Genomic DNA, 23333 nt, shown 5'->3' on the forward strand with positions numbered 1-23333 from the left:
TAAATAGGTCTAGTGACGATGGCGAGAAGGCCACACCCGTTCCCATCCCGAACACGGAAGTTAAGCTTCTCAGCGCCAATGGTAGTTAGGGGCTGTCCCCTTGTGAGAGTAGGACGTCGCTAGGCAAATGAAAAGAGCACCTGTAAAGGTGCTCTTTTTGTGTTCTATAAAAAATGATGGGAAAATAAAAAGCCCCATAATGGAGCTCATCAAGAGAAAATTTCTGGATTTGTTATTTTTCTTAATTGCTTTAAGAAGTATTTATATTTAGGATTACTTGTATCTGTAGAAATTAGGTCATGTTCGCAGTCTGTACAAATAAAAGAAGTGTATAGATATATTCCTTTCCATTTTGTTTGCTCGCATATGACACACTCTTCCCCAATATGCTTCTTTGCCATTAGCATACCCAACTACTCCACCTCCATACACCTAGTCTGTCCGTCTCTGTATCGTTGTATACAATCTTTAGAAAATTCAACTATAAATCCACTTATAAACCATTGTATGATTTAAACATAATTTGGTTGTATGTCTATTATGGAATTCTTTTACTGCTTTTTAATATTAATGAATAAAGGTAATAGTATCACTTCAAACAGCTATTTGGTAAAATAAATGGGACTCTAACAAAGATAATTGGTGATTATAAATGAATCAAAAAAAAATGCCTTTATTCGAAAAGTTAAAGAAGCATGCCGAGCAAAATCCAGTGTCATTTCATGTGCCTGGTCACAAATATGGGAAGCTCATAACAGGAGAGATCGGAAGTTATTATAAAGAATTGCTTAGGCTTGATGCAACGGAAATTACTGGCTTAGATGATTTACATTCTCCTGAAGGAGCGATTAAAGAAGCAGAAGAGCTTCTTGCTCAATTATATGGGGTAAAAAAAAGTTTTTTCTTAGTGAATGGCTCGACTGTTGGAAACCTCGCAATGATCATGACAGCAGTTAAGGAAGATGATACGGTTCTTGTACAAAGGAATTGTCATAAATCCATTTTGAATGGGATCAGCCTTGTAAAAGCGAATCCTGTTTTTTTAGCTCCAGTTTTTGATGAAGATTGGGGTGTGGCAGGAGGGGTATCTGCAAGGATAGTTAAACAAGCTATAGAAATGTACCCTTATGCAAAGGCGCTCATTCTTACATATCCTAATTATTATGGAATGGTTAATGAATTAGAGGAGATTATAGAAGTCGCTCATTGCCAACGTATTCCTGTTTTGATTGATGAAGCACATGGGGCTCATTTTATTGGGGGAAAGTATTTTCCGCCATCTGCCATACAACTAAATGCAGATATCGTTGTTCAATCGGCACATAAAACACTTCCTGCAATGACAATGGGAGCATATTTACATTTTAATAGTGACCTTCTTTCAGCAGTACACGTAAGCGGATTTCTTCAGATTCTACAATCTAGCAGCCCTTCCTATCCAATTATGGCTTCTTTAGATATAGCCAGAAACTATTTAGCTACATTTACAGATAAGGATGCCGAATCACTTCAGCAGAAGATAACTGAATTTCGGAATGAGCTACAGCAGCTAAAAGAAATCAGGGTGTTAACATATAAGGGGGGGATGGGTGACCCTTTAAAGATAACAATCCAATCAACAACCTCGTTAAGTGGGTATGACCTCCAAAAATTATTTGAAAGTAAAGGGATATATACAGAAATGGCTGACCCTTATAATGTTGTTCTTGTATTCCCATTATTAAAAGATAGAATGGAATATCCTATAAGGGAAATTACTACTCACTTTCAAGCTGCATTGAAATCAATTACTTATAATGAAATGGGTAAAGGAAAAGGTTCGTACAATAATCCTGATATTTCCAGATTAGCATTAAATGCAGAAGAACAAGCACGATTAGAAAAAGTCAATATCCCGATTGAGGAAGCTACTGGGAAAATATGTGCACAATTAATTGTTCCATACCCGCCTGGCATCCCATTATTATTTCCTGGGGAAATAATAAGCGAAGAAACAATCGAACATATTAAATTACTAAGAGTGTCCGGAGCTAGATTTCAAGGTGATGGGGATCTAAAAGAAGGGAAACTAACTATATATTTAACCTAACTATATTTACTATACTAAATCATCATGGGGGTTAACAAATGAATAAAGGGATTTTTATTACAGCAGAAGGACCGGAGGGAGCAGGTAAGACAACAGTGATCGGAATGCTTTCCCAAAAACTTGAGCAAGAAGGGTATCGGATCCTCCTAACAAGAGAACCGGGAGGAATAGAAATAGCTGAACAAATACGAAGGGTCATTCTGGATAAAAAAAATACACAAATGGATGCTCGAACTGAAGCTTTATTGTATGCAGCCGCGAGAAGACAACATCTAGTTGAGAAGGTTATCCCTGCTCTTGAAAAAGGATATATCGTTTTATGTGATCGGTTTATTGATAGTTCTTTGGCCTATCAGGGCTATGCTCGCGGGTTAGGTATTAAAGAAGTTTTTTCCATTAACCGTTTTGCAATAGAGGATATGATGCCGAAGCTGACATTGTATTTTGATATTGAACCAGAGATTGGACTTGAAAGAATTAACAAGCATAAGAATCGAGAAGTTAATCGTCTTGATTTAGAGGATCTTGATTTTCACCATAAGGTTCGAGAAGGATATGCTAATTTAATGAATGACTATCCAGAGCGAATGGTTAAAATTAATGCTGCTCAGCCGATTGAATCCGTATTAAGAGAAGCAGAATGGAAAATTAAGGAGATTATTCAGCGAGAAAGTGAAAAAGACCTTAAAGAATAGTCTTTAAAGTCTTTTTTTAAAAGATAAGAAAGTATAACTTTGGAGTTAGAGAATTGTCTAGCTCCGCACTATCGCCTATCAAACTTCAGGCCCACTCTGTACGATAAGTCAACATCGGTTCGCTCTCGCTCACCGTGTTTCCTTTATCGAAAGAACCGGTCCTTCCAGTTTGTACGGCGATGACCAAGGTGCTTGCGCTTTTCTTATAGTCCAAGAAAATTCCCATTTATCGACAATGAATTAAATATGTTTGTTCCCTTATTAATTGGTATAATGTAGATAGGAATAATTATGGAACAATGAAGGGGGCTGAAAATATGAAGCTTATATTAGCGGTTATTCAAGATCAAGACAGCAATAAATTATTAAAAGCATTGGTGGATCATAACTTTCGAGCGACTAAATTGGCAAGTACAGGTGGTTTCCTAAAGTCAGGAAATACAACTTTCATGATAGGTACAGAGGATATACGTGTTGATAAAGCATTGCAAATAATAAAAGAAAATTGTCAGTCTAGAGACCAGCTAGTCGCCCCAATCTCTCCAATGGGAGGGAATGCAGATTCGTATGTGCCATATCCAGTAGAGGTGGAGGTAGGCGGTGCAACCGTATTTGTATTGCCAATTGAAAATTTTCTCCAGTTTTAGATAGAAAGGTATCGTGGAGGATTATGATGAAAATTAATCAAGAACTTCGTTTGAATGTGGATAAAGTTAGACCAGAACAAAAGCATTTAGTTAATGGCGGAGCTAAGTTTTCTGGTCTAGTTCAAAAGCAAGATCAGAAAATGCAAAATATGCAGCTGCAACAGCTGCTAAAGGATATCAATTTAGCGGGAGACCGGCTTGGACGTTCAAGAACTTTTAAAGATTTAGCTAAATTTAAAACATTAGTAAAACGTTTTGTGAAAGAGGCTGTTGATTATGGGATGGAGCTAAAGCAGTCCCATAGCTGGAATCAATTTGGCCAAGGGAGATCTTTACGAGTTGTTGAAACTATTGATAATAAGCTAGTTGAATTAACAGAGGAAGTTATGAAAAAAGAAGAATCTTCTATAGATATATTAGGAAAAATCGGTGAAATAAAAGGGCTTTTGATCAATATATATACGTAAGTGGTGATGGAATTGGCGAAAACATGGGAACAGCTTCAGGAAATACAGCCTGTCGTTTTGAAAATGTTAAAAAATAGTATATTAAAGGGGCGGCTTGCCCATGCCTATTTATTCGAAGGAATGAAGGGGACTGGAAAACGTGAGGCAAGTACGCTGTTGGCCAAAAGTGTATTTTGCCAATCCCTTGTAGAAGGTTATATCCCATGTGAAACCTGCCTAAACTGTAAAAGAATCAACAACGGAAACCATCCAGATGTACATGTTGTTGAACCAGATGGCCAGTCTATCAAGAAAACTCAGATTCACTCGCTGCAAGAGGAGTTTTCCAAAACAGGGGTTGAATCAAATAAGAAATTATACATGATTGTACATGCGGACCGAATGACAATAAATGCAGCAAATAGTTTATTAAAATTTCTCGAAGAGCCACATCCTCACACCATTGCCATTTTGATGACAGAACAGTCCCAACAAATACTCCCTACTATTCTTTCTCGCTGTCAAACTATTTCATTTAAGGCTCTTTCTTCTTATCAAATGATTGAAACGCTTACAACAAATGGAGTGGATCGTTTTACGGCGCCAATACTTGCCCAGATTACCAATAATTTAGATGAAGCACTCGAATATAGTCGAAATGATTGGTTTGTACAAGCGCAAAAAATAGTGTTAAAATTACATGAAGTGCTTAAAAAAAACCCGCTTGAAGCAATGGTAACCCTTCAGGAGGAATGGTTTTTCCACTTTAAAGAAAAAGAACAAATGGATTATGGTTTAGATCTACTATTACTTATTTTTAAGGATTTATTATATATTCAGTTAGGCAAACAGGATCAAGCTGTTTTTCAAAACGAAAAAATCCGCTTTGAGCAGTTTGCCTTGCAATCCTCGAGCAGGCGTATATCAGAGCAGATGACAGCCATTTTAGAAGCAAAAAGGAAATTGCAAGCAAATATGAATCCGCAGCTGCTAATGGAACAGCTTGTATTGAAATTGCAGGAGGGGTCTTCATTTGTATGATGTAGTAGGAGTCCGCTTTAAAAAAGCGGGGAAAATATATTATTTTGATCCCGGTGGGTTAATGATTGTAAAGGATGACTTTGTAATTGTTGAAACCGTTCGAGGAGTGGAATATGGGAGGGTAGTGGTAGCCCCGAAAAAGGTTGATGAGCATGATGTTGTCCTTCCATTAAAAAAAGTCCTCCGAATCGCGGATCAAAAAGATCGAATGATTGTTGAAGAAAATAAACAAGCAGCAAAGGAAGCCTATGAGGTTTGCTGTGAAAAGGTAAGTACGCATCAACTTGATATGAAACTAGTTGATGTTGAATATACATTCGATCGTAATAAGGTCATATTTTTCTTTACTGCTGACGGAAGAGTAGATTTTCGTGAATTAGTTAAGGATTTGGCAGCCATTTTCCGGACAAGGATTGAACTGCGCCAAATAGGGGTAAGAGATGAAGCAAAAATGCTCGGCGGAATTGGCCCCTGCGGAAGAATGCTATGCTGCTCTACCTTTTTAGGCGACTTTGACCCCGTATCAATTAAGATGGCGAAGGATCAAAATCTATCATTAAACCCTACAAAAATCTCAGGACTATGCGGAAGATTAATGTGTTGCTTAAAATATGAGAATGATGAGTATGAGGCGGCTAAAGAACTGTTGCCGGATGTAGGTGAATGGATCGAAACGCCGGATGGACCTGGAAAAGTAGTAGGCTTAAATATTCTTGAACGAGTGCTTCAGGTCGATGTGACATCACAGGAGCGAGTGCTGGAATATACACATGATGAAATATTAAAACAGGATGCTGTATCAGTTCAATCCACAGATTAATGAGGTGGAACACGTGGATAAAAAAGAAATCTTTGACTCAGTAAGTAGTATGGAAGCCCAAATCGGACATTTATATCAGCAGCTTGGTGAGTTAAAGCAGCATTTGGCAGAAATACTTGAAGAGAATAATTCTTTAAAACTGGAAAATAATCATCTAAGACAACATTTAGAATTGCACACAGATGAGGTAGAAAAGCCAAGTAAAAAGAGTCAAACAGCGAATGCGAAGGTAGAGTCAGCGGCTGAAAAGCTGATTGATATAGGGGAAGGCTACGATAACCTTGCCCGTTTGTACCAAGAAGGCTTTCATATTTGTAACCTGCATTTTGGAAGTCCGCGGAAAGAAGGAGACTGCTTGTTTTGTTTATCCTTCCTAAATAAGAAATAATGATGATGGCCTTCCTATCAAAGGAAGGCTATTTTTAAAGACAAGAAAGTGTATTTTCGAGACGGAGAATTGTTTAACGCAGCGGTTTATCAGTTTGTAAGGCGGATGATCAAGATGCATGCGCTTTTCTTACTCGAATGGAAATTTATACGTTTTGGAGGCAAGCGAATGGACTTTTTACAAGGAGATGAACGGTTAGACTATTTGTTGGCAGAGGATTTGAGAATCATTCAAAGCCCATCAGTCTTCTCTTTCTCACTTGATGCTGTATTATTAGCAAGATTTGTGTATGTACCTATTCAAAAGGGAATGATAATCGATCTATGCAGCGGAAATGGTGTGATTCCATTATTCTTAAGTGCAAGAACAAAAGGAATAATAACGGGTGTTGAAATTCAGGAGAGACTATACGATATGGCGAAAAGGAGCATAGAGTATAATAATCTTCAAGAACGTATACAAATGATTCATGGGGATATAAAAGAAATGCCTAATAGGTTAGGATATGGAAAGTTTGATGTTGTTACTTGTAATCCTCCATATTTTCCTACTCCCTCCGCGGAGGAAAGAAATGAGAATGAGCATTTAGCTATTGCGAGGCATGAAATCTTATGTACATTAGAGGATGCCCTTCAGGTTTCCAGTCAGTTAGTAAGACAGGGTGGGAAAGTGGCATTTGTCCATCGTCCTTCAAGATTTCTCGATATCATGACTTTAATGAGAAAATATAGACTGGAACCGAAAAAAATTCAATTTGTCTACCCGAAGCAAGGAAAAGAAGCAAACACATTGCTGATTGAAGCAACAAAAGATGGCAATCCTGATTTAAAAATATTGCCGCCGCTTATTGTATATAATGAAGAAAATGAATATACCTCAGAGTTGAAGGAAATTTTATATGGAAAATAGTCATCATTATTTTTACGTATTGCATTGTAAAGATAATAGTCTGTATGCTGGTTATACTAATAATTTGGATAGACGAGTAAAGCTCCATAATGAAGGCAAGGGTGCCAAGTATACGAGAGGGAGAGGACCGGTAAAGCTGGTCTTCTCAAAAGCTTATGATAATAAGAGCGAGGCATTAAAGGCAGAATATGAATTTAAGCAGTGGACCAGGAAAAAGAAAGAAGACTTTCTAGTAAAGGAATCAGGTGGAATATATGTGGCAGCAAAAGAGCTTTAATAATGAGGAGCAAAAGGGAATTTTGTATTTGGTTCCGACCCCAATTGGTAATCTTGAAGATATGAGCTTTCGGGCGATAAGAATAATGAAGGAATCGGACTTTATTGCTGCGGAGGATACAAGAAATACGAAGAAGCTTTGCAATTACTTTGAGATTGATACACCTGTTATAAGTTATCATGAGCATAACAAAGAGGTGAGCGGGCAAAAACTGTTGGAAAAACTAACGGCAGGCGCGAAGATTGCTCTTGTGAGTGATGCAGGGATGCCAACGATCTCAGATCCAGGTTTTGAGCTAGTTGCAGCGGCGACCGCTGAACAATTAACGGTTGTCCCTCTTCCAGGTGCAAATGCAGCATTGACCGCACTGATTGCTTCTGGCCTAAACCCGCAGCCTTTTTATTTTTATGGTTTTTTAAACAGACAAAAGAAGATAAAAAGGCAGGAGCTTGAAAAACTTGCCAAATTTACAGCAACCACAATCCTATATGAGGCGCCGCATCGCTTAAAAGAAACACTTACACTGATTGATGAACAGATGGGTGATAGAAGGATTGTTCTTTGCCGTGAATTAACGAAGAAATATGAAGAGTTTATCAGAGGAACAGTAAAAGAAGTAATAAATTGGGCAACAAATGAGGAAGTCCGGGGAGAGTTTTGCCTGATAATAGAAGGTTCTTCAGCTGAAGAAAACGAGGATGAAGAGGCCTGGTGGGGAGAAATGTCTATTGAGGATCATGTTTCTCATTATATTACGGTCAATGGAATGTCAAGCAAGGATGCTGTTAAACAAACGGCTAGTGATCGCCAGATGAGTAAAAGAGAGGTTTACCATATTTACCATATTAAAGAATAAAAAGCTCCTCAAATTTTGAGAAGCTTTTTTTCTTATACTAATTCAAATCTATTTTGGATTTCTTTTAATAGTTGCTCTGCACCTTCACGGCTAACAATTAACTTGCCGTTAGCTAAAGTAAGGTTATCATCAGAAACTTCTCCAGTTACTTGGCATGTCATATTTGGCTTATACTTTTTTAGGATGATTCTTTCATCATCCACATAGATTTCAAGTGCATCCTTCTCAGCAATATCTAATGTACGTCTTAATTCTATAGGAATAACCACACGTCCAAGCTCATCAACTTTACGAACAATACCTGTAGATTTCATTTAATATTCTCCTCCCAAAATATATAATTCTATTTTTTAAATTATCATTGATTCGTCATAATTCGACAAAATTAATTGTACCTCAATAATACCAGTCATTCCAAAAAACGTCAATTAATTTATTTCTATTTTATTTGGTAAATTTATACTTACTAATAATCACTTGATATAAGTGGGTTTCCTCTAAATTTCAATTTATTAACAGGATTTAAATGACAGTTTGAATACACTTTCATATAAATATTATTCGACAAAATCTAATGCTATTTTTCGACATGTATTATAGTATTCGAAGAAAAAACTAGTTTTATAGGGATAATTTAAAATATTTAAATGTAAATAATAATTGGAAAAGTATATAAAGGCGTACTTAATGTTATTTGTATGGCATAATATGTGCATTTTGTTGCACAAATGCTAAATATTAGGTATATTTTGATGATATAAGAGGTAAAGATGACGAATATAGAGACTTGAAAATCTATACGTTTTTTTCGATATCTTGACTAATTTTCATTCACGTCTTTATTTGACTAATTTTAAAAGATGGTTAAATATTATTTTCAATTCGAGAGTTGATTTTAACCAGTATTTACGTTTTTTTTTTAGGGAGGGAATTTTCATGGAGGAACAAGTAAAAACCTTTTATTTAACTACACCTATTTACTACCCAAGTGGCAATTTACATATAGGTCATGCCTATACGACAGTTGCAGGAGATGCAATGGCACGTTATAAACGTATGCGTGGCTTTGAGGTTATGTATCTTACAGGAACGGATGAACATGGACAAAAGATTCAGGAAAAGGCAGAAGAGAAGGGGGTAACACCTCAAAGTTATGTAGATGAAATTGTCGAGGGAATCCAGGAACTTTGGAAGAAACTTGATATTTCTTATGATGACTTTATCCGTACAACACAAACGAGGCATAAGCAAGTGGTTGAAAAGATCTTTGCTCAATTATTGGAGCAGGGGGATATTTATTTAGGGGAATACGAAGGATGGTATTGTACACCATGTGAATCTTTTTTCACAGAACGTCAGCTTGAAAATGGGAATTGCCCAGATTGCGGACGATCTGTAAATAAGGTGAAAGAGGAGTCGTATTTCTTCAAGGTAAGTAAATATGCAGACAGATTACTTCAATATTATGAAGAAAACCCTTCATTCATTCAGCCTGAATCCCGCAAAAACGAAATGATCAATAACTTCATTAAACCGGGATTAGAAGACCTTGCTGTTTCAAGAACAACCTTTGACTGGGGAGTTAAGGTTCCTGGAAATCCAAAGCATGTTATTTATGTTTGGATTGATGCATTATCCAATTATATTACTGCACTTGGATATGGCACAGATGATGATTCTAAGTATAAAGAGTATTGGCCTGCAGATGTTCATTTAGTAGGAAAAGAAATTATTCGTTTCCATACGATTTATTGGCCAACTATGTTGATGGCGTTAGATCTTCCGCTTCCTAAAAAGGTATTTGGCCATGGATGGCTATTAATGAAGGATGGCAAAATGTCCAAATCAAAAGGGAATGTGGTTGACCCTGTTACCTTAATTGATCGATATGGATTAGATGCCTTACGCTATTATTTATTGCGCGAAGTTCCTTTCGGCTCCGATGGTGTATTTACACCAGAAGGCTTTGTTGAAAGAATCAACTTTGATCTTGCAAATGATTTAGGGAATTTATTAAATCGAACATTAGCGATGGTGGATAAGTACTTTGATGGCGTAATCCCAACTTATAAAGGTTCGACAGGCGCATTTGATCAGCAATTGCTTCAAGTTAATAAAGAAACGGTAGCAAAATATGAAGAAGCAATGGAAAATATGGAATTTTCGGTTGCGTTAACAGCAGTATGGCAATTAGTGAGCAAAACAAACAAGTATATTGACGAAACACAGCCTTGGGCTTTAGCAAAAGATGAAGTCAACGTGGAAGAACTAGGCAATGTAATGGTTCATTTGGCAGAATCATTAAGAAGAATTGCCATTCTATTGCAGCCTTTTTTAACAAGAACGCCGAGGGAAATTTTTACCCAGTTAAATATTAATGAAGAAGCTTTAACTTCCTGGGAGAGCCTTGAGTCGTTTGGATTAATTCCAGAGGGAACAAAGATTGCAAAGGGGGATCCAATATTCCCGCGTCTAGATTTAAAAGATGAAGTAGAATATATCAAAACAAAGATGCAAGGTTCTGCTCCTAAAGTCGAAGAGGGAAAAGAAGAAGTGAAACCGGATAGCGAAGAAATCACTATCGATGACTTTATGAAGGTAGATTTACGGGTAGCTGAAGTCATACACGCGGAACCGGTGAAAAAGGCAGATAAGCTGCTGAAGCTCCAATTAGACCTAGGATATGAAAAACGCCAAGTTGTTTCAGGGATTGCGAAGTTCTATAAACCAGAAGATTTAGTTGGCAGAAAAGTGGTTTGTGTTACAAACTTAAAGCCTGTTAAACTTCGCGGAGAGCTTTCCGAAGGAATGATTTTAGCAGGAAGTAAGGATGGCGAATTATCACTAGCAACCATTGCAGAATCTCTTCCTTTAGGTTCTAGGGTAAAATAATAAAAAGTGAATAACATAGAAATGTTTCACGTGTAACATTTTACGTCGAACATTTCTATGTTTTTCTTTTATAAAATAGCTTATTGTTGATTGAATGTTGGGATAATAAAGAAGAAAAGCATGTAATTTACTATTTTTAGATAGCTTCAACTAAATTTAAGAGTTATAGCAGAGAAAGTTTATTACTATTTGTTACCTTTTAGTTTAAGCGCTACCCACGGCGTACAGGATAAACTAGTGTCGACAATTAGACAGGATAAGAAAAGCTTTGGTGGCAGCGGCAATTTGCAAAAGGAAAGATTTTATGGAACCGTCGCATTTTGGTCGACTTCAAGGTATCAAACCAAGCCTCCTGAAAAGGTAAAAAAACACCCTCCCGTGAGATATGTCTTTTGCTATTCGATGGGGGAGAGAGGCACTTTTGCATTTGTTAAATAAATGATAAAAATGTAATGTAAAAATAATTTTTGATAAAAAGGAGTATTTTGATGTTATTTGACACACATGTGCATTTGAATGCGGATCAATATAAAGAAGATTTAGAAGAAGTGATTAATAGGGCATTAAAAGAGGGAATTTCTCGAATGGTCGTTGTTGGTTTTGATCGTCCGACAATTGAAAAGGCAATGGAATTAGTGGAGAAATATGATTTTATTTATGCAAGTATTGGCTGGCACCCTGTTGATGCAATTGATATGAAGGATGAAGACCTTCTGTGGATCGAAGAGCTTGCGAGCCATCCAAAGGTAGTAGCAATTGGAGAAATGGGGCTTGATTACCATTGGGACAAATCTCCAAAGGATGTTCAAAAAGAGGTATTTAGAAGGCAAATTCAACTAGCGAAAAAAGTAAAATTGCCAATCGTTATTCATAATCGGGATGCAACGGCTGACATTGTTGAGATTCTAAAAGAAGAAGAGGCAAGAGAGGTTGGGGGAATCATGCATTGCTTCAGTGGAAGTCCAGAGACGGCAAAAGAATGTGTAGAGATGAATTTTTATATTTCCCTAGGAGGGCCAGTTACGTTTAAAAATGCAAAAAAACCAAAGGAAGTCGCTGAAGCTATCCCTTTAGAAAAGTTGCTTATTGAGACAGATTGCCCTTATTTAGCTCCGCATCCATATCGGGGAAAGCGAAATGAGCCAAGTTATGTAAAGTTAGTTGCTGAGCAGATTGCAGAAATAAAAGGGATCTCTTTCGAAGAAGTAGCTGAAGCAACAACAGCCAATGCCAAAAAAATATTCGGCATAAACTGATAAGGAAAATTGTCGTTTTTTTAGAAAGCTTGTCCTATTTTTTTCTATTTCTAAGAAGTTCTACATTTCCTTCTCCTCTCATAGGATAACCATGTCGATAAGTCTCTCTTTCCTTTCTATTGAAGTTTTTGCATAATAGGGAATAAGTTTGAGAGGGGGCTGGTTATTCTACTTGGAAAGAAAGATTACGACTAAATGTTAGACACCTGTCTGTCTCCTTTGTGTAACATTCATACGTGACGGCAAATACCAAGGAGTTGACAGCAAGCTCGATAGTCTATATAATCACTCCGAGAGAAAAGGAGGCGTTTTTCATCGTATTCAAAAACATGAAAAACCTGTTATCCAAGTCTTTGAGTAAAAAGAAATTAGCAATTATTACTGCGAGTTTCCTCGTTTTTGCGGCGTCTTTTGGCTTCTTAATCTTTGAAACTACTAAGAAAACAGTAGCAATCACATTAGATGGGCAAGAAAAAAATATTAAAACTCATGCGGCAACAATAAGTGAGTTATTCGCAGAGCTAGAAATTTCTTTACACTCAGAGGATTATGTGTTTCCAGCAAGGGACACAAAGGTGGAAAATAATTTAGAAATTGTTTGGAAGCCGGCAAAACAGGTTCACATTGTAAAAGACAACGAGAAGAAAACGATTTGGACAGTATCCGAAACAGTTGAAGAGCTTTTGAATGAACAGAAGATTGCCTTATCTGAATATGACAAAGTTCAACCAAATCTCGAAAACAAAATAAAAGATCATTTAGAGATAGAAATAGATACAGCATTTCCGATCACTTTGTCTGATGGCGGGAATAAGAAACAGGTATGGTCAACTTCGACTACGGTCGCTGACTTTTTATCACAACAGGGGATTACACTAGGAGAGTTCGATCGTGTTGAACCGAAAACAGAAGAAAAAGTCAAAGAAAATGACGTGATCCATGTCATTCGAGTAGAAAAGGTCACCGATGTAGTGGAAGAACCAATAAAGTTTGCTGTTGTAACGAAAAAGGACAGCAGCATGAATAAAGGGACAGAGAAAGTTGTTACACAAGGGAAGGAAGGCCTTCTAAACAAAGAGTTTGAAGTGGTTTTAGAGAATGGCAAAGAGGTTTCCAGAAAATTAATTAGTGAGAAAAAGGTCAGAGAAAAGACAGATAAAGTAGTTGCTGTTGGATCAAAGACAGTCAATTATGTTGTGTCTCGAGGAAATGAATCAGGCGGCAAAGAAATATATGTCTCTTCAACGGCATATACAGCGAACTGTAATGGCTGTTCAGGGAATACTGCAACAGGCATTAACCTAAGAGCCAATCCGAATGCAAAAGTGATTGCAGTGGATCCAAGAGTTATTCCATTAGGAACAAAGGTATATGTTGAGGGCTATGGTTATGCTGTAGCTGCTGATACTGGATCCGCAATCAAAGGAAACAAAATTGACGTATTCTTCTCATCTAAAGCTGAAGCTTACCGTTGGGGCCGTAAGACGGTTAAAATTAGAATTCTAAATTAATAGTATTATTCACGATGCAGGGGCTTTTAAAACCTCTGCATTTTTTGTTTTTTCCATTCTTGGATTTTTCATATATAATAAAAGTCATTATTTAATGTTCATCTATATAGACGATTTACATTACAAAAATGTTTCAGGTTTTTATCAAATATTTTATTTAAAGATAAGAAGAATAACTTTGGAATTAGAGAATTGTCTAGCTGCAGCGCCTATCGCCTATCAAACTTCTGGTCCCCTCCCTACGATAAGTCAAGCACATGAATGCGCTATCGCTCTTCGTGTTTCCATTATCGAAAGAACCGGCCCTTCTGCGTTTGTTCGGCGATGGTCAAGGCGCTTACGCTTTTCGTCGTCTTAAGGAGGAAATATGAAAGTTAAAGAAATTATAGTTGTCGAAGGAAAAGATGATACAACGGCTATAAAGAGAGCGTTGGATGCTGACACAATTGAAACAAATGGGTCAGCAATTAATCTAGAAACGATTGATAAAATAAAACTTGCACAAGAAACAAGAGGGGTTATTGTCCTTACTGACCCGGATTTTCCAGGACAAAAAATCCGCAACACGATTAAAGAGCAGGTTCCAGGCTGTAAGCATGCTTTTATCGAAAAGGAAGATGCTATTCATAAGCATGGAAAAGGTGTTGGTGTTGAACATGCGTCTCCTGAAACAATCCGAAGGGCTCTTCAAGCTGCTCACGTGATGCATGAAGAGACAGTAGAGGAGATAACGCAAGAGGATTTAATAACGGCAGGTCTTATCGGTGGAGAGGGAGCGAGAGAGCGCAGAGAAAAGCTTGGTAAGTTGCTGAAAATTGGCTTTGCAAATGGGAAACAGCTGCATAAGAGGTTAATGATGTTCCAGATTAGCAAGGCTTCATTTGCTGCTGCTATCCAAGTTATACGTCAGGAGGAAGACAATGCATAAAGATATTGCTACACCAATTAGGACAAGGGATATTCTTGAAAAATACGGATTTTCCTTTAAGAAAAGTCTCGGACAAAATTTTTTAATCGATACGAATGTTTTAAAGCGAATCGTTGATCATGCAGAACTAACGGATGATTCAGCAGCCATTGAGATAGGACCGGGAATCGGTGCCTTAACAGAGCAGCTTGCTAGAAGAAGCAAAAAGGTAGTCGCATTTGAAATTGATCAGCGTCTATTGCCCATTTTAGAGGAAACACTAGCTCCCTATCCAAATACGAAGGTTATACATGAAGATGTATTAAAAGCGGATGTAAAAGGGGTCATTGAAAAGGAGTTAGGTGAGATAGCAGATTTAATGGTTGTGGCCAATCTCCCTTATTATGTAACAACCCCAATCATAATGAAGCTGCTTGAAGAAAAGCTCCCGATTAGGGGGATTGTTTGCATGCTCCAAAAGGAAGTGGCTGATCGAATAGCTGCCAAGCCAGGAACAAAGGATTATGGCTCCCTTTCGATTGCCATTCAATATTATACGGAAGCTGAGACAGTAATGATTGTTCCTAAAACTGTTTTTGTTCCTCAGCCAAATGTGGACTCAGCAGTCATTCGATTAACGAAAAGGAAGGAACCAGCGGTATCAGTAATCAATGAAGGCTTCTTTTTTCAATTAATACGGATAAGCTTTGCACAAAGAAGAAAAACGTTACTAAACAATCTTACGAATGGGCTGCAAGAAGGAAAACAGAAGAAGGAAGAGATTCTTTCTGCATTGAAACAAGCGGAAATTGATCCCGGAAGAAGGGGAGAAACTTTATCAATCGAAGAATTTGCCCGGTTAAGTGATCATCTATTTCCAATCTTTGCTTAAGGTCTGCATGTTGCAGGCCTTTTTTTAGTATCAGAATTTATAACTTTGGAGTTAGAGAATTGTCTAGCGCAAGCGTCCTATCGCCTATCAAACTTCAGGTCCCCTCCGCAACGATTGCGTCAACATCGGTTCGTTCTCGCTCACCGTGTTTCCTTTATCGAAAGAACCGGCCCTTCCAGTTTGTACGGCGATCACCAAGGCGCTTGCGCTTTTCTTGGTATAGCTGAGCTTCTATTTCATCCGCTGTCTGCGATAACGCACATGTTTATGGACGTATGCATATTTTATGAGAGGAATATATTCGAATAGATCGCTCTTTATATGTATAGGGCTAAATGGAGTGACAACAGTGAGCATAAACATCATGGATATTGTCGGCAGAGTCTCTTATCAATGTGATATTATGTTTCGGGTAATTGATATACGTGAACAAAATGGCAAGAAGATCGCTATTTTATATGGGGAAGATATTCGGCTGATAGCTGATGCACCACTTGAGGATCTACTTGCGGTTAGCCAGTCGATGAGGGAAAAGAAAGCGAAGGAATCCTACACACGAGAGGAGCAATCTCTTCAGTTATTTCAGCAGGATGTAGATCTGCTTAAGCAAAGACGAGAGTATGAGGCTACAGATGGGTACAGCAAGGCATATAATTATTTTCAGATACCAGGAAGAGTGCTGCATTTAGACGGTGACCCAGCTTATTTGGAAAAGTGCTTATCTTTATACGAAAAAATCGGTGTTCCTGTAACAGGGATTCATTGCAATGAAAAGGAAATGCCAATCAAAATTGGACAATTAATTGATTATTACAGACCAGATATTTTGGTTATTACAGGGCATGATTCCTACTCAAAATCCAAGGGGAAAAAAGCAGATATTAATGCCTATCGACATTCTAAACATTTTGTTCAAACAGTTAAGGAGGCAAGGAAGAAGATCCCTCATTTAGACCAGCTTGTTATTTTTGCAGGCGCTTGTCAGTCCCATTTCGAATCAATCATCCATGCAGGGGCAAATTTTGCAAGTTCACCTTATCGAGTGAACATCCATGCACTTGATCCAGTTTATATTGTAGCAAAAATCAGTTTTACCCCCTTTATGGAGCGGATCAATGTTTGGGATGTTCTAAGAAATACATTAACCGGAGAAAAAGGATTAGGAGGAATAGAGACAAGAGGGGTATTGAGAACAGGTATGCCTTATAATAGAGAACAAAACACTGAATCATGATTTGTAAGCCGTTCTTCATGAAACGGTTTATTTTTTTTACATGAAGAGAATGTGAAGTAAGCTTACATATTTCTATATGTATAAGGGCAACCTATAAATGTTGAAAAATAGAAGAAATTGCGGATTAAAATATATTGACAATCTTTTTTATTTCCTGTTATAATTTATATTTTTAATTTGACTCCATTGTGTCAACGTGATATACTTAACATAGTGAGGTGGACCGAATGGGAAAAACATTAAATGATATCAAAAAGGCTCTTGATTCAAACCTTGGGAAAAGACTTTTACTCAAGGCCAATGGCGGACGGAGAAAGACGATTGAGCGTTCAGGTGTTTTAGCTGAAACGTACCCATCCGTATTTGTTATTGAGTTAGATCAGGAAGAAAATGCGTTTGAACGCGTATCTTACAGCTATGCAGATGTCTTAACAGAAACGGTTCAAATTACATTCTATGAAGATACAACAGGACAAGTTGCTTTAAATTAATAGATGATTTTGCTTCACATGGAGTCGCTGAGAAATCAGCGGCTCTTTTCGTTTACAAAATGTGAGCCTTGTATTTTAATGAAAACAAAACTTTGTCCCATACTATACATACACAGTGTAGAAGGGGATGTTAATCATAGGCAGAAGAAGAGGGATTATGTCAGAAGGATTTAAAGAGGAGCTTGCGAAGGAATTAGGCTTTTATGATACCGTCCAAAAAGAGGGATGGGGCGGCATAACAGCTAGAGATGCAGGGAATATGGTCAAAAGAGCAGTTGAAATTGCCCAGCAAAGTCTTCTGAAAAACCAATAATCTTTTATGGCTTTTACGCATGCTTACTAATTAACTAAATTGAAAACACTGTGTGAAACCGGGGTTATCTGCCCTGGTTTTTTATTTTGAAAATTCTGTGAAACAAATAATTTGTGACGAAAGTTAGATCAGAGGTCTTACTTTTGCTGTTTTGTGGTAAAATAGGACAAAAAATGGAGTCGTTGAAATATATAAAGTAGGTGGAAATGTGAAGCTTTTGGTGAAGGCACCGGCGAAGATCAATTTATCATTAGATGTTTTACATAAACGGCAAGATGGCTATCATGAAGTTGAAATGATAATGACAACAATTGACTTAGCGGACCGCCTAGAATTAACTTTATTAGAACAAGATGAAATAAAAATTATTTCACATAATCGATTTGTTCCGGATGATCAGCGGAACCTGGCGTACCAGGCTGCACTCCTATTAAAAGAACGATTTCATGTGAAGAGTGGCGTAGAGATTGCCATTGAAAAGACTATACCGGTTGCAGCGGGTCTTGCGGGCGGCAGCAGTGATGCAGCTGCTGTATTAAGAGGGCTCAATAAACTTTGGAAGCTTGGACTTTCGGTTGATCAGCTTGCAGAAATAGGAGCAGAGATCGGCTCAGACGTCTCTTTCTGTGTATATGGAGGGACAGCCCTTGCAACCGGTCGCGGGGAAGTAATTACGAAGCTTCCGGCTGCGCCGACTTGCTGGGTCGTATTGGCTAAGCCATTTATTGGCGTTTCAACAGCGGATGTGTATCGCAGACTTAATATAAATGGGATTCACCATCCGAAAACAAAAGAAATGATTCGAGCAATTGAACAAGGGGATTATGAGGGTGTATGTGGGCATGTTGGCAATGTTCTTGAAGAGGTAACATTTTCCTTACATCCGGAAGTCGCTCAAATTAAAGAGCAAATGAAGCGTTTTGGAGCGGATGCAGTATTGATGAGCGGCAGTGGGCCGACTGTATTTGGACTTGTTCATCATGATTCTAGAATGCAACGGATTTATAATGGACTAAGAGGTTTTTGTGATCAAGTTTTCGCAGTCAGAATGCTTGGTGAAAGACATATGCTTGATTAAATCCGGATAATAGTGGTATATTATCGATAAAATATTCGGATTTCACTGGGGGTCCTATGATGAAATTTCGTCGAAGTGAACGTTTAATTGACATGACGAATTATTTACTAGAACATCCACATCAATTAGTTTCTTTAACATTTTTTTCGGAAAGATATGGGTCAGCTAAATCCTCCATTAGTGAAGATTTAGCTATTATTAAGGAAACCTTTGAACAAAGAAATATTGGTACTCTGCAAACAGTGCCAGGTGCTGCAGGCGGGGTACGGTTCCATGTAAAGGTGTCGGATGAAGAGGCAAGATCATTTATTAAAGAGCTTTGTGAATTAATTGCAAGCCCTGAAAGGTTATTGCCTGGTGGATATTTATATATGACAGATATATTAGGAGACCCAACCATTGTGCAGCGTGCTGGCCGTTTATTTGCTTCTGCTTATGCTGATACAAAAATTGATGTGGTTATGACTGTTGCTACAAAAGGCATTCCTTTAGCCTATGCAGTGGCAAATTATTTAAATGTTCCTGTTGTTATTGTTAGAAGGGACAGTAAGGTGACTGAAGGCTCAACTGTAAGCATCAACTATGTATCAGGTTCTGCCAAACGAATTCAAACGATGCTGCTCTCAAAGAGAAGCCTTGAAGAGGGCTCAAGAGTTTTGATTGTTGATGATTTTATGAAGGCAGGCGGGACGGTCAATGGGATGGTTAGTATGCTTGAAGAGTTTAAGGCATATGTCGCAGGTATTGCCGTATTAGTTGAAGCGGAGAAAGCGGAAGAGCGGCTTGTAGATGAATATTTATCCCTTGTTAGGCTTTCAGATGTAGATGTAAAAGAGAAAAAGATTAATGTTGGTGAAGGAAATTATTTCAAAAGATCTATAGAAGGGGGAAAATCAGTATGAAGACGATTCAAACGAACATGGCTCCTGCAGCAATCGGTCCTTATTCTCAAGGAATCATTGTAAATAATTTATTTTATAGCTCTGGACAAATTCCACTGACAACTGAAGGGGTAATGGTTGAGGGAGATGTAAAGGCTCAAACTCATCAAGTATTTAAAAACCTCCAAGCAGTACTTGAAGAAGCTGGAGCTTCCTTGGATACTGTTGTAAAAGCGACTGTGTTTATTCAGAGTATGAACGACTTTGCTGCTATTAATGAAGTGTATGGGGAATACTTCCATACCCATAAACCGGCTCGATCTTGTGTAGAGGTAGCTAAACTTCCGAAAGATGCATTAGTTGAAATTGAAGTAATTGCCCTAGTTAAATAAAATAAAAAACAGGCTTATCGTGATTGATAAGCTTGTTTTTTATTTTATTTGCTAAGTGAGCATGGTTTTTAATAGGTCAAATTATTTATAAATTAAAATTATTTTGTATATTATTACAATAAACTAGTCATAATGAATGAGGGAATATAGGGGAAAATGTGACATCTTGCTCTTTCAACTGAATAATTCGAAAATTTTTTTCAACTTAAAGAAGGAGAAACAAGAATCATGTTGAATTTATACACTAGGTTTGTATCTTCTCGCAAAGGTGGTGAACAGGATGGAAGTAACTGACGTAAGATTACGCCGTGTTAATACAGATGGTCGGATGAGGGCTATTGCATCCATTACTTTAGATCATGAATTTGTTGTTCACGATATTCGAGTGATTGATGGGAATAACGGTCTATTTGTTGCGATGCCAAGCAAGCGTACTCCAGATGGTGAATTTAGAGATATTGCTCATCCGATTAACTCCGGAACTAGAGGCAAAATTCAGGAAGCTGTATTATCAGAATACCACCGTTTAGGTGAATTAGAAGTTGAATTCGAAGAAGCTGGAGCTTCCTAAACAAATAAACATCAAGGGCCTACTTCAAAAGTATGGCTCTTTTTATTTATCTCTTTTTTAAAATGAATGAACGGTTAGTAAAAACTTCTGCCCACTCTTCTATCATTCCCCCTTTTTGTTTCCATCTAAACCTTCCCTGCAAAAAAATGTTCATTAAATTGACAAATATAAGTAGTTTCTTTCATTCCTTGAAATAGTGTCCTAATTAAGATATATTTTTAATGGATAAAAAGGATATCGTTGTGATGGCTTTTGACGTGTTGAAGATATATTTTGGAATGGAGGCAGCGTTTATGTCTAATCGTTATGCGGTTATATTAGCCGCGGGCCAAGGGACAAGAATGAAATCAAAACTTTATAAAGTCCTTCATCCCGTTTGCGGTAAACCAATGGTTCAACATGTGGTTGACCAAGTTGGAAAGCTTAATATAGAGAAAATGGTTACCATTATTGGTCATGGAGCAGAACTGGTTCAATCTCAGCTTGGTGACAGTATTGTATATGCCTTGCAAAAAGAGCAGCTAGGGACAGCTCATGCCGTAATGCAGGCGAAAGATATCCTAGGAGGAAAAGAAGGAGTAACGATTGTTGTGTGCGGTGATACGCCGTTGATCAAGCATGAAACAATGGAGGCACTTCTTAACCACCATGAGAAGATGAAAGCGAAAGCTACGGTTCTAACGGTATTAGCGGATGATCCTTCTGGATATGGCCGCATTATTCGTGATGAAAATGGGTATGTAGAAAAAATTGTTGAACATAAGGATGCAACAGAGGCAGAGCGAGAAATTCAGGAAATTAATTCTGGAACCTATTGTTTTGACAATAACGCCTTATTTAGTGCCCTTACTCGTGTAAGCAATGATAATGTACAGGGTGAATACTATCTTCCTGACGTGATTGGAATTTTAAAAGATGATCAAGAAATCGTTACTGCTTATCAAACGGATGAATTCGAAGAAACGCTTGGTGTGAATGACCGTGTAGCACTTTCTGAAGCAGAGCGATTTATGAAAAAGCGGATCAATGAATTTCACATGAAAAATGGTGTAACAATTATTGACCCATTAAATACATATATCGGTCCAGATGTTATAATTGGAATGGATACAATCTTGCACCCAGGAACAACACTTTCTGGAAAAACGGTAATCGGCTCTGATTGTGTGATTGGTCCACATAGTGAAATTGCTGATTGTACAGTAGGAGATCGTACCGTCATACGTCAATCCGCCGCATTTGATAGTCAAATAGGAATTGATGTGCAAATTGGTCCTTATGCCCATATTCGTCCAAAATCAGAAATCCACAGCAGTGTAAAAATTGGAAACTTTGTGGAAGTGAAAAAGGCTGTTTTGGGTGAAGGAAGCAAAGCTTCACATCTAAGCTATATTGGTGATGCAGAGGTTGGGCGTGATGTGAATATTGGCTGTGGCACAATCACTGTTAATTACGATGGAAAAAATAAATTTTTGACAAAGATTGAGGATGGCGTTTTTGTTGGCTGTAATTCCAATCTTGTAGCGCCTGTAACGATTGGCAAGAATGCTTATGTAGCTGCTGGTTCTACAATCACAGAGGATGTACCTGGGGAAGCGTTGTCAATTGCGAGAGCGCGTCAAGTGAATAAAGAGAATTATGTGGAAAAACTGAACATAAAGAAATAATGCGATGGAGGCTCAACATGTCTAACCAATATTTAGATCCTAATTTAAAAGTTTTTAGTCTTAACTCAAACCGTGACTTAGCACAAGAAATTGCAAGTGTAATTGGAGTAGAATTAGGGAAGTGCTCAGTACAGCGTTTTAGCGATGGAGAAATTCAAATCAACATTGAAGAGAGTATTCGCGGATGTGATGTATATGTGATTCAATCAACAAGCTCTCCTGTAAATGAGCACTTAATGGAACTTTTAATTATGATCGATGCTTTAAAGCGCGCTTCAGCTAAGACAATCAACATCGTTATGCCATATTATGGATATGCGCGTCAGGATCGAAAGGCGAGAGCACGTGAACCAATTACTGCTAAATTAGCAGCTAATCTTCTTGAAACAGCTGGAGCAACACGTGTGATTACACTTGATTTACATGCACCGCAAATTCAAGGATTCTTCGATATTCCAATTGATCACTTAATGGGTGTGCCTATTTTATCTGAGTACTTTAAGAAGAAGGCAATGGATGGAGATGTTGTCATTGTATCTCCGGACCATGGTGGAGTTACACGTGCACGTAAAATGGCTGAGCGTCTAAAGGCTCCGATTGCCATCATTGACAAACGCCGTCCAAAGCCAAATGTTGCTGAAGTAATGAATATCGTAGGTAATATTGATGGGAAAGTAGCCATTTTAATTGATGATATCATCGATACAGCTGGAACGATTACCCTTGCTGCCAATGCGCTTATGGAAAATGGAGCATCTGAAGTATATGCATGTTGTACACATCCAGTATTATCAGGTCCAGCAATTGAAAGAATTCAGAATTCAAATATTAAAGAATTAGTGGTTACAAATTCAATTGCTTTACCAGAAGAAAAGAAAATTGACAAAATTGTTGAGCTATCTGTTGCGCCTTTAATTGGAGAAGCGATCATTCGCGTTCACGAAGAGCAGTCTGTAAGCACGCTTTTCGATTAATAGTAAGCAAGGCGCAAACGTCATATGGACTGGACGCTCCCGATGAGATATAGGAAACACGAAGAGCGATAGCGCATTCGTGCTTGACTTAACGCAGGTAAGGAAG

26 protein-coding genes and 1 rRNA gene are annotated in these 23333 nt (G+C 37.8%); 25 read left to right on the forward strand and 2 right to left on the reverse strand.

What is annotated here, in order from left to right; all coding sequences use genetic code 11:
* Positions 1-8: 8 nt before the first annotated feature.
* Positions 9-125, forward strand: a 5S ribosomal RNA gene (rrf, locus tag AN957_RS00015).
* A gap of 84 nt (positions 126-209) precedes the next feature.
* Here rrf and AN957_RS00020 read toward each other — a convergent pair.
* Complete coding sequence (locus AN957_RS00020; RefSeq protein ID WP_053479330.1) at positions 210-413, reverse strand: sigma factor G inhibitor Gin; 204 nt, start codon at positions 411-413, stop codon at positions 210-212.
* 239 nt (positions 414-652) lie between these two features.
* On the opposite strand from AN957_RS00020, the gene AN957_RS00025 reads away from it, so the two are divergent.
* The 10 genes from AN957_RS00025 to rsmI all read left to right on the forward strand — a co-directional run bounded on the left by AN957_RS00025 (position 653) and on the right by rsmI (position 8168).
* A complete protein-coding gene (locus AN957_RS00025; RefSeq protein WP_056681649.1) occupies positions 653-2089 on the forward strand; it encodes an aminotransferase class I/II-fold pyridoxal phosphate-dependent enzyme in 1437 nt (478 codons plus the stop codon).
* A 38-nt stretch (positions 2090-2127) separates the two neighbouring features.
* Positions 2128-2784, forward strand: a complete 657-nt coding sequence (tmk, locus tag AN957_RS00030; RefSeq protein WP_053479332.1) for a dTMP kinase — start codon at positions 2128-2130, stop codon at positions 2782-2784.
* A gap of 317 nt (positions 2785-3101) precedes the next feature.
* Positions 3102-3431: a cyclic-di-AMP receptor gene (locus tag AN957_RS00035; RefSeq protein ID WP_053479333.1), complete on the forward strand. Its 330-nt coding sequence runs from the start codon at positions 3102-3104 to the stop codon at positions 3429-3431.
* Positions 3432-3457: 26 nt separating this feature from the next.
* The gene (locus AN957_RS00040) at positions 3458-3898 is read left to right on the forward strand and encodes a YaaR family protein (protein WP_053479334.1); all 441 of its coding nucleotides are present in this window, start codon (positions 3458-3460) and stop codon (positions 3896-3898) included.
* Positions 3899-3910: 12 nt separating this feature from the next.
* Entirely contained in the window at positions 3911-4918 is a 1008-nt protein-coding gene (gene holB, locus AN957_RS00045) for a DNA polymerase III subunit delta' (RefSeq protein ID WP_053479335.1), read from the forward strand.
* Positions 4911-5738 (forward strand): PSP1 domain-containing protein, encoded by an 828-nt coding sequence (locus AN957_RS00050; RefSeq protein ID WP_053479336.1) that lies wholly within the window; start codon positions 4911-4913, stop codon positions 5736-5738. Before holB ends, AN957_RS00050 begins: the two co-directional genes overlap by 8 nt.
* Positions 5739-5751: 13 nt before the next feature.
* The gene (yabA, locus tag AN957_RS00055; RefSeq protein ID WP_053479337.1) at positions 5752-6126 is read left to right on the forward strand and encodes a DNA replication initiation control protein YabA; all 375 of its coding nucleotides are present in this window, start codon (positions 5752-5754) and stop codon (positions 6124-6126) included.
* Between the two features lie 168 nt (positions 6127-6294).
* On the forward strand, positions 6295-7035 hold the full coding sequence (locus AN957_RS00060) for a tRNA1(Val) (adenine(37)-N6)-methyltransferase (RefSeq protein WP_056681651.1): 741 nt from the start codon (positions 6295-6297) through the stop codon (positions 7033-7035).
* On the forward strand, positions 7025-7312 hold the full coding sequence (locus AN957_RS00065) for a GIY-YIG nuclease family protein (protein ID WP_053479339.1): 288 nt from the start codon (positions 7025-7027) through the stop codon (positions 7310-7312). The genes AN957_RS00060 and AN957_RS00065 overlap by 11 nt, the downstream gene beginning before the upstream one ends.
* Positions 7290-8168, forward strand: coding sequence for a 16S rRNA (cytidine(1402)-2'-O)-methyltransferase (gene rsmI, locus AN957_RS00070; protein ID WP_053479340.1), 879 nt, complete (start codon positions 7290-7292; stop codon positions 8166-8168). Before AN957_RS00065 ends, rsmI begins: the two co-directional genes overlap by 23 nt.
* Before the next feature lie 32 nt (positions 8169-8200).
* Here rsmI and AN957_RS00075 read toward each other — a convergent pair whose 3' ends face one another.
* Positions 8201-8482: a transition state genes transcriptional regulator AbrB gene (locus tag AN957_RS00075; protein WP_053479341.1), complete on the reverse strand. Its 282-nt coding sequence runs from the start codon at positions 8480-8482 to the stop codon at positions 8201-8203.
* A gap of 616 nt (positions 8483-9098) precedes the next feature.
* On the opposite strand from AN957_RS00075, the gene metG reads away from it, so the two are divergent.
* The 14 genes from metG to AN957_RS00145 all read left to right on the forward strand — a co-directional run bounded on the left by metG (position 9099) and on the right by AN957_RS00145 (position 23227).
* On the forward strand, positions 9099-11060 hold the full coding sequence (gene metG, locus AN957_RS00080) for a methionine--tRNA ligase (protein ID WP_281176481.1): 1962 nt from the start codon (positions 9099-9101) through the stop codon (positions 11058-11060).
* A 488-nt stretch (positions 11061-11548) separates the two neighbouring features.
* The gene (locus AN957_RS00085) at positions 11549-12316 is read left to right on the forward strand and encodes a TatD family hydrolase (RefSeq protein ID WP_053479343.1); all 768 of its coding nucleotides are present in this window, start codon (positions 11549-11551) and stop codon (positions 12314-12316) included.
* Positions 12317-12645: 329 nt separating this feature from the next.
* On the forward strand, positions 12646-13827 hold the full coding sequence (locus AN957_RS00090; RefSeq protein ID WP_053479344.1) for a G5 and 3D domain-containing protein: 1182 nt from the start codon (positions 12646-12648) through the stop codon (positions 13825-13827).
* 367 nt (positions 13828-14194) lie between these two features.
* Positions 14195-14755, forward strand: a complete 561-nt coding sequence (gene rnmV / locus AN957_RS00095; protein ID WP_053479345.1) for a ribonuclease M5 — start codon at positions 14195-14197, stop codon at positions 14753-14755.
* Positions 14748-15626: a 16S rRNA (adenine(1518)-N(6)/adenine(1519)-N(6))-dimethyltransferase RsmA gene (gene rsmA / locus AN957_RS00100; RefSeq protein ID WP_056681655.1), complete on the forward strand. Its 879-nt coding sequence runs from the start codon at positions 14748-14750 to the stop codon at positions 15624-15626. The genes rnmV and rsmA overlap by 8 nt, the downstream gene beginning before the upstream one ends.
* Positions 15627-15975: 349 nt before the next feature.
* Entirely contained in the window at positions 15976-16860 is an 885-nt protein-coding gene (yabG, locus tag AN957_RS00105) for a sporulation peptidase YabG (protein WP_053479347.1), read from the forward strand.
* 227 nt (positions 16861-17087) lie between these two features.
* On the forward strand, positions 17088-17351 hold the full coding sequence (veg, locus tag AN957_RS00110) for a biofilm formation stimulator Veg (RefSeq protein ID WP_053479348.1): 264 nt from the start codon (positions 17088-17090) through the stop codon (positions 17349-17351).
* A gap of 136 nt (positions 17352-17487) precedes the next feature.
* Positions 17488-17664 (forward strand): small, acid-soluble spore protein, alpha/beta type, encoded by a 177-nt coding sequence (locus AN957_RS00115; protein ID WP_075209064.1) that lies wholly within the window; start codon positions 17488-17490, stop codon positions 17662-17664.
* Positions 17665-17872: 208 nt separating this feature from the next.
* Positions 17873-18742, forward strand: coding sequence for a 4-(cytidine 5'-diphospho)-2-C-methyl-D-erythritol kinase (gene ispE / locus AN957_RS00120; RefSeq protein WP_056681658.1), 870 nt, complete (start codon positions 17873-17875; stop codon positions 18740-18742).
* Between the two features lie 59 nt (positions 18743-18801).
* Complete coding sequence (gene purR / locus AN957_RS00125) at positions 18802-19644, forward strand: pur operon repressor (protein ID WP_056681661.1); 843 nt, start codon at positions 18802-18804, stop codon at positions 19642-19644.
* Positions 19641-20015: a RidA family protein gene (locus AN957_RS00130; protein ID WP_053479352.1), complete on the forward strand. Its 375-nt coding sequence runs from the start codon at positions 19641-19643 to the stop codon at positions 20013-20015. Before purR ends, AN957_RS00130 begins: the two co-directional genes overlap by 4 nt.
* 280 nt (positions 20016-20295) lie before the next feature.
* Positions 20296-20586, forward strand: a complete 291-nt coding sequence (gene spoVG, locus AN957_RS00135) for a septation regulator SpoVG (protein WP_053479353.1) — start codon at positions 20296-20298, stop codon at positions 20584-20586.
* 293 nt (positions 20587-20879) lie between these two features.
* Positions 20880-22253 (forward strand): bifunctional UDP-N-acetylglucosamine diphosphorylase/glucosamine-1-phosphate N-acetyltransferase GlmU, encoded by a 1374-nt coding sequence (glmU, locus tag AN957_RS00140; protein ID WP_056681664.1) that lies wholly within the window; start codon positions 20880-20882, stop codon positions 22251-22253.
* Positions 22254-22270: 17 nt separating this feature from the next.
* Entirely contained in the window at positions 22271-23227 is a 957-nt protein-coding gene (locus AN957_RS00145; protein ID WP_056681669.1) for a ribose-phosphate diphosphokinase, read from the forward strand.
* Positions 23228-23333 lie beyond the last annotated feature (106 nt).

Source organism: Cytobacillus solani (assembly GCF_001420595.1).
In the GTDB taxonomy this organism is placed as follows: domain Bacteria; phylum Bacillota; class Bacilli; order Bacillales; family Cytobacillaceae; genus Cytobacillus; species Cytobacillus solani.

Coding starts and splice junctions, on each gene's coding strand:
- AN957_RS00075 (WP_053479341.1), bottom strand. CDS start 8,482: ATGAAATCTACAGGTATTGTTCGTAAAGTTGATGAGCTTGGACGTGTG.
- AN957_RS00130 (WP_053479352.1), top strand. CDS start 19,641: ATGAAGACGATTCAAACGAACATGGCTCCTGCAGCAATCGGTCCTTAT.
- AN957_RS00060 (WP_056681651.1), top strand. CDS start 6,295: ATGGACTTTTTACAAGGAGATGAACGGTTAGACTATTTGTTGGCAGAG.
- AN957_RS00090 (WP_053479344.1), top strand. CDS start 12,646: ATGAAAAACCTGTTATCCAAGTCTTTGAGTAAAAAGAAATTAGCAATT.
- tmk (WP_053479332.1), top strand. CDS start 2,128: ATGAATAAAGGGATTTTTATTACAGCAGAAGGACCGGAGGGAGCAGGT.
- spoVG (WP_053479353.1), top strand. CDS start 20,296: ATGGAAGTAACTGACGTAAGATTACGCCGTGTTAATACAGATGGTCGG.
- rsmI (WP_053479340.1), top strand. CDS start 7,290: ATGTGGCAGCAAAAGAGCTTTAATAATGAGGAGCAAAAGGGAATTTTG.
- rnmV (WP_053479345.1), top strand. CDS start 14,195: ATGAAAGTTAAAGAAATTATAGTTGTCGAAGGAAAAGATGATACAACG.
- glmU (WP_056681664.1), top strand. CDS start 20,880: ATGTCTAATCGTTATGCGGTTATATTAGCCGCGGGCCAAGGGACAAGA.
- AN957_RS00035 (WP_053479333.1), top strand. CDS start 3,102: ATGAAGCTTATATTAGCGGTTATTCAAGATCAAGACAGCAATAAATTA.
- purR (WP_056681661.1), top strand. CDS start 18,802: ATGAAATTTCGTCGAAGTGAACGTTTAATTGACATGACGAATTATTTA.
- veg (WP_053479348.1), top strand. CDS start 17,088: ATGGGAAAAACATTAAATGATATCAAAAAGGCTCTTGATTCAAACCTT.
- AN957_RS00025 (WP_056681649.1), top strand. CDS start 653: ATGAATCAAAAAAAAATGCCTTTATTCGAAAAGTTAAAGAAGCATGCC.
- AN957_RS00040 (WP_053479334.1), top strand. CDS start 3,458: ATGAAAATTAATCAAGAACTTCGTTTGAATGTGGATAAAGTTAGACCA.
- rsmA (WP_056681655.1), top strand. CDS start 14,748: ATGCATAAAGATATTGCTACACCAATTAGGACAAGGGATATTCTTGAA.
- AN957_RS00065 (WP_053479339.1), top strand. CDS start 7,025: ATGGAAAATAGTCATCATTATTTTTACGTATTGCATTGTAAAGATAAT.
- AN957_RS00145 (WP_056681669.1), top strand. CDS start 22,271: ATGTCTAACCAATATTTAGATCCTAATTTAAAAGTTTTTAGTCTTAAC.
- AN957_RS00085 (WP_053479343.1), top strand. CDS start 11,549: ATGTTATTTGACACACATGTGCATTTGAATGCGGATCAATATAAAGAA.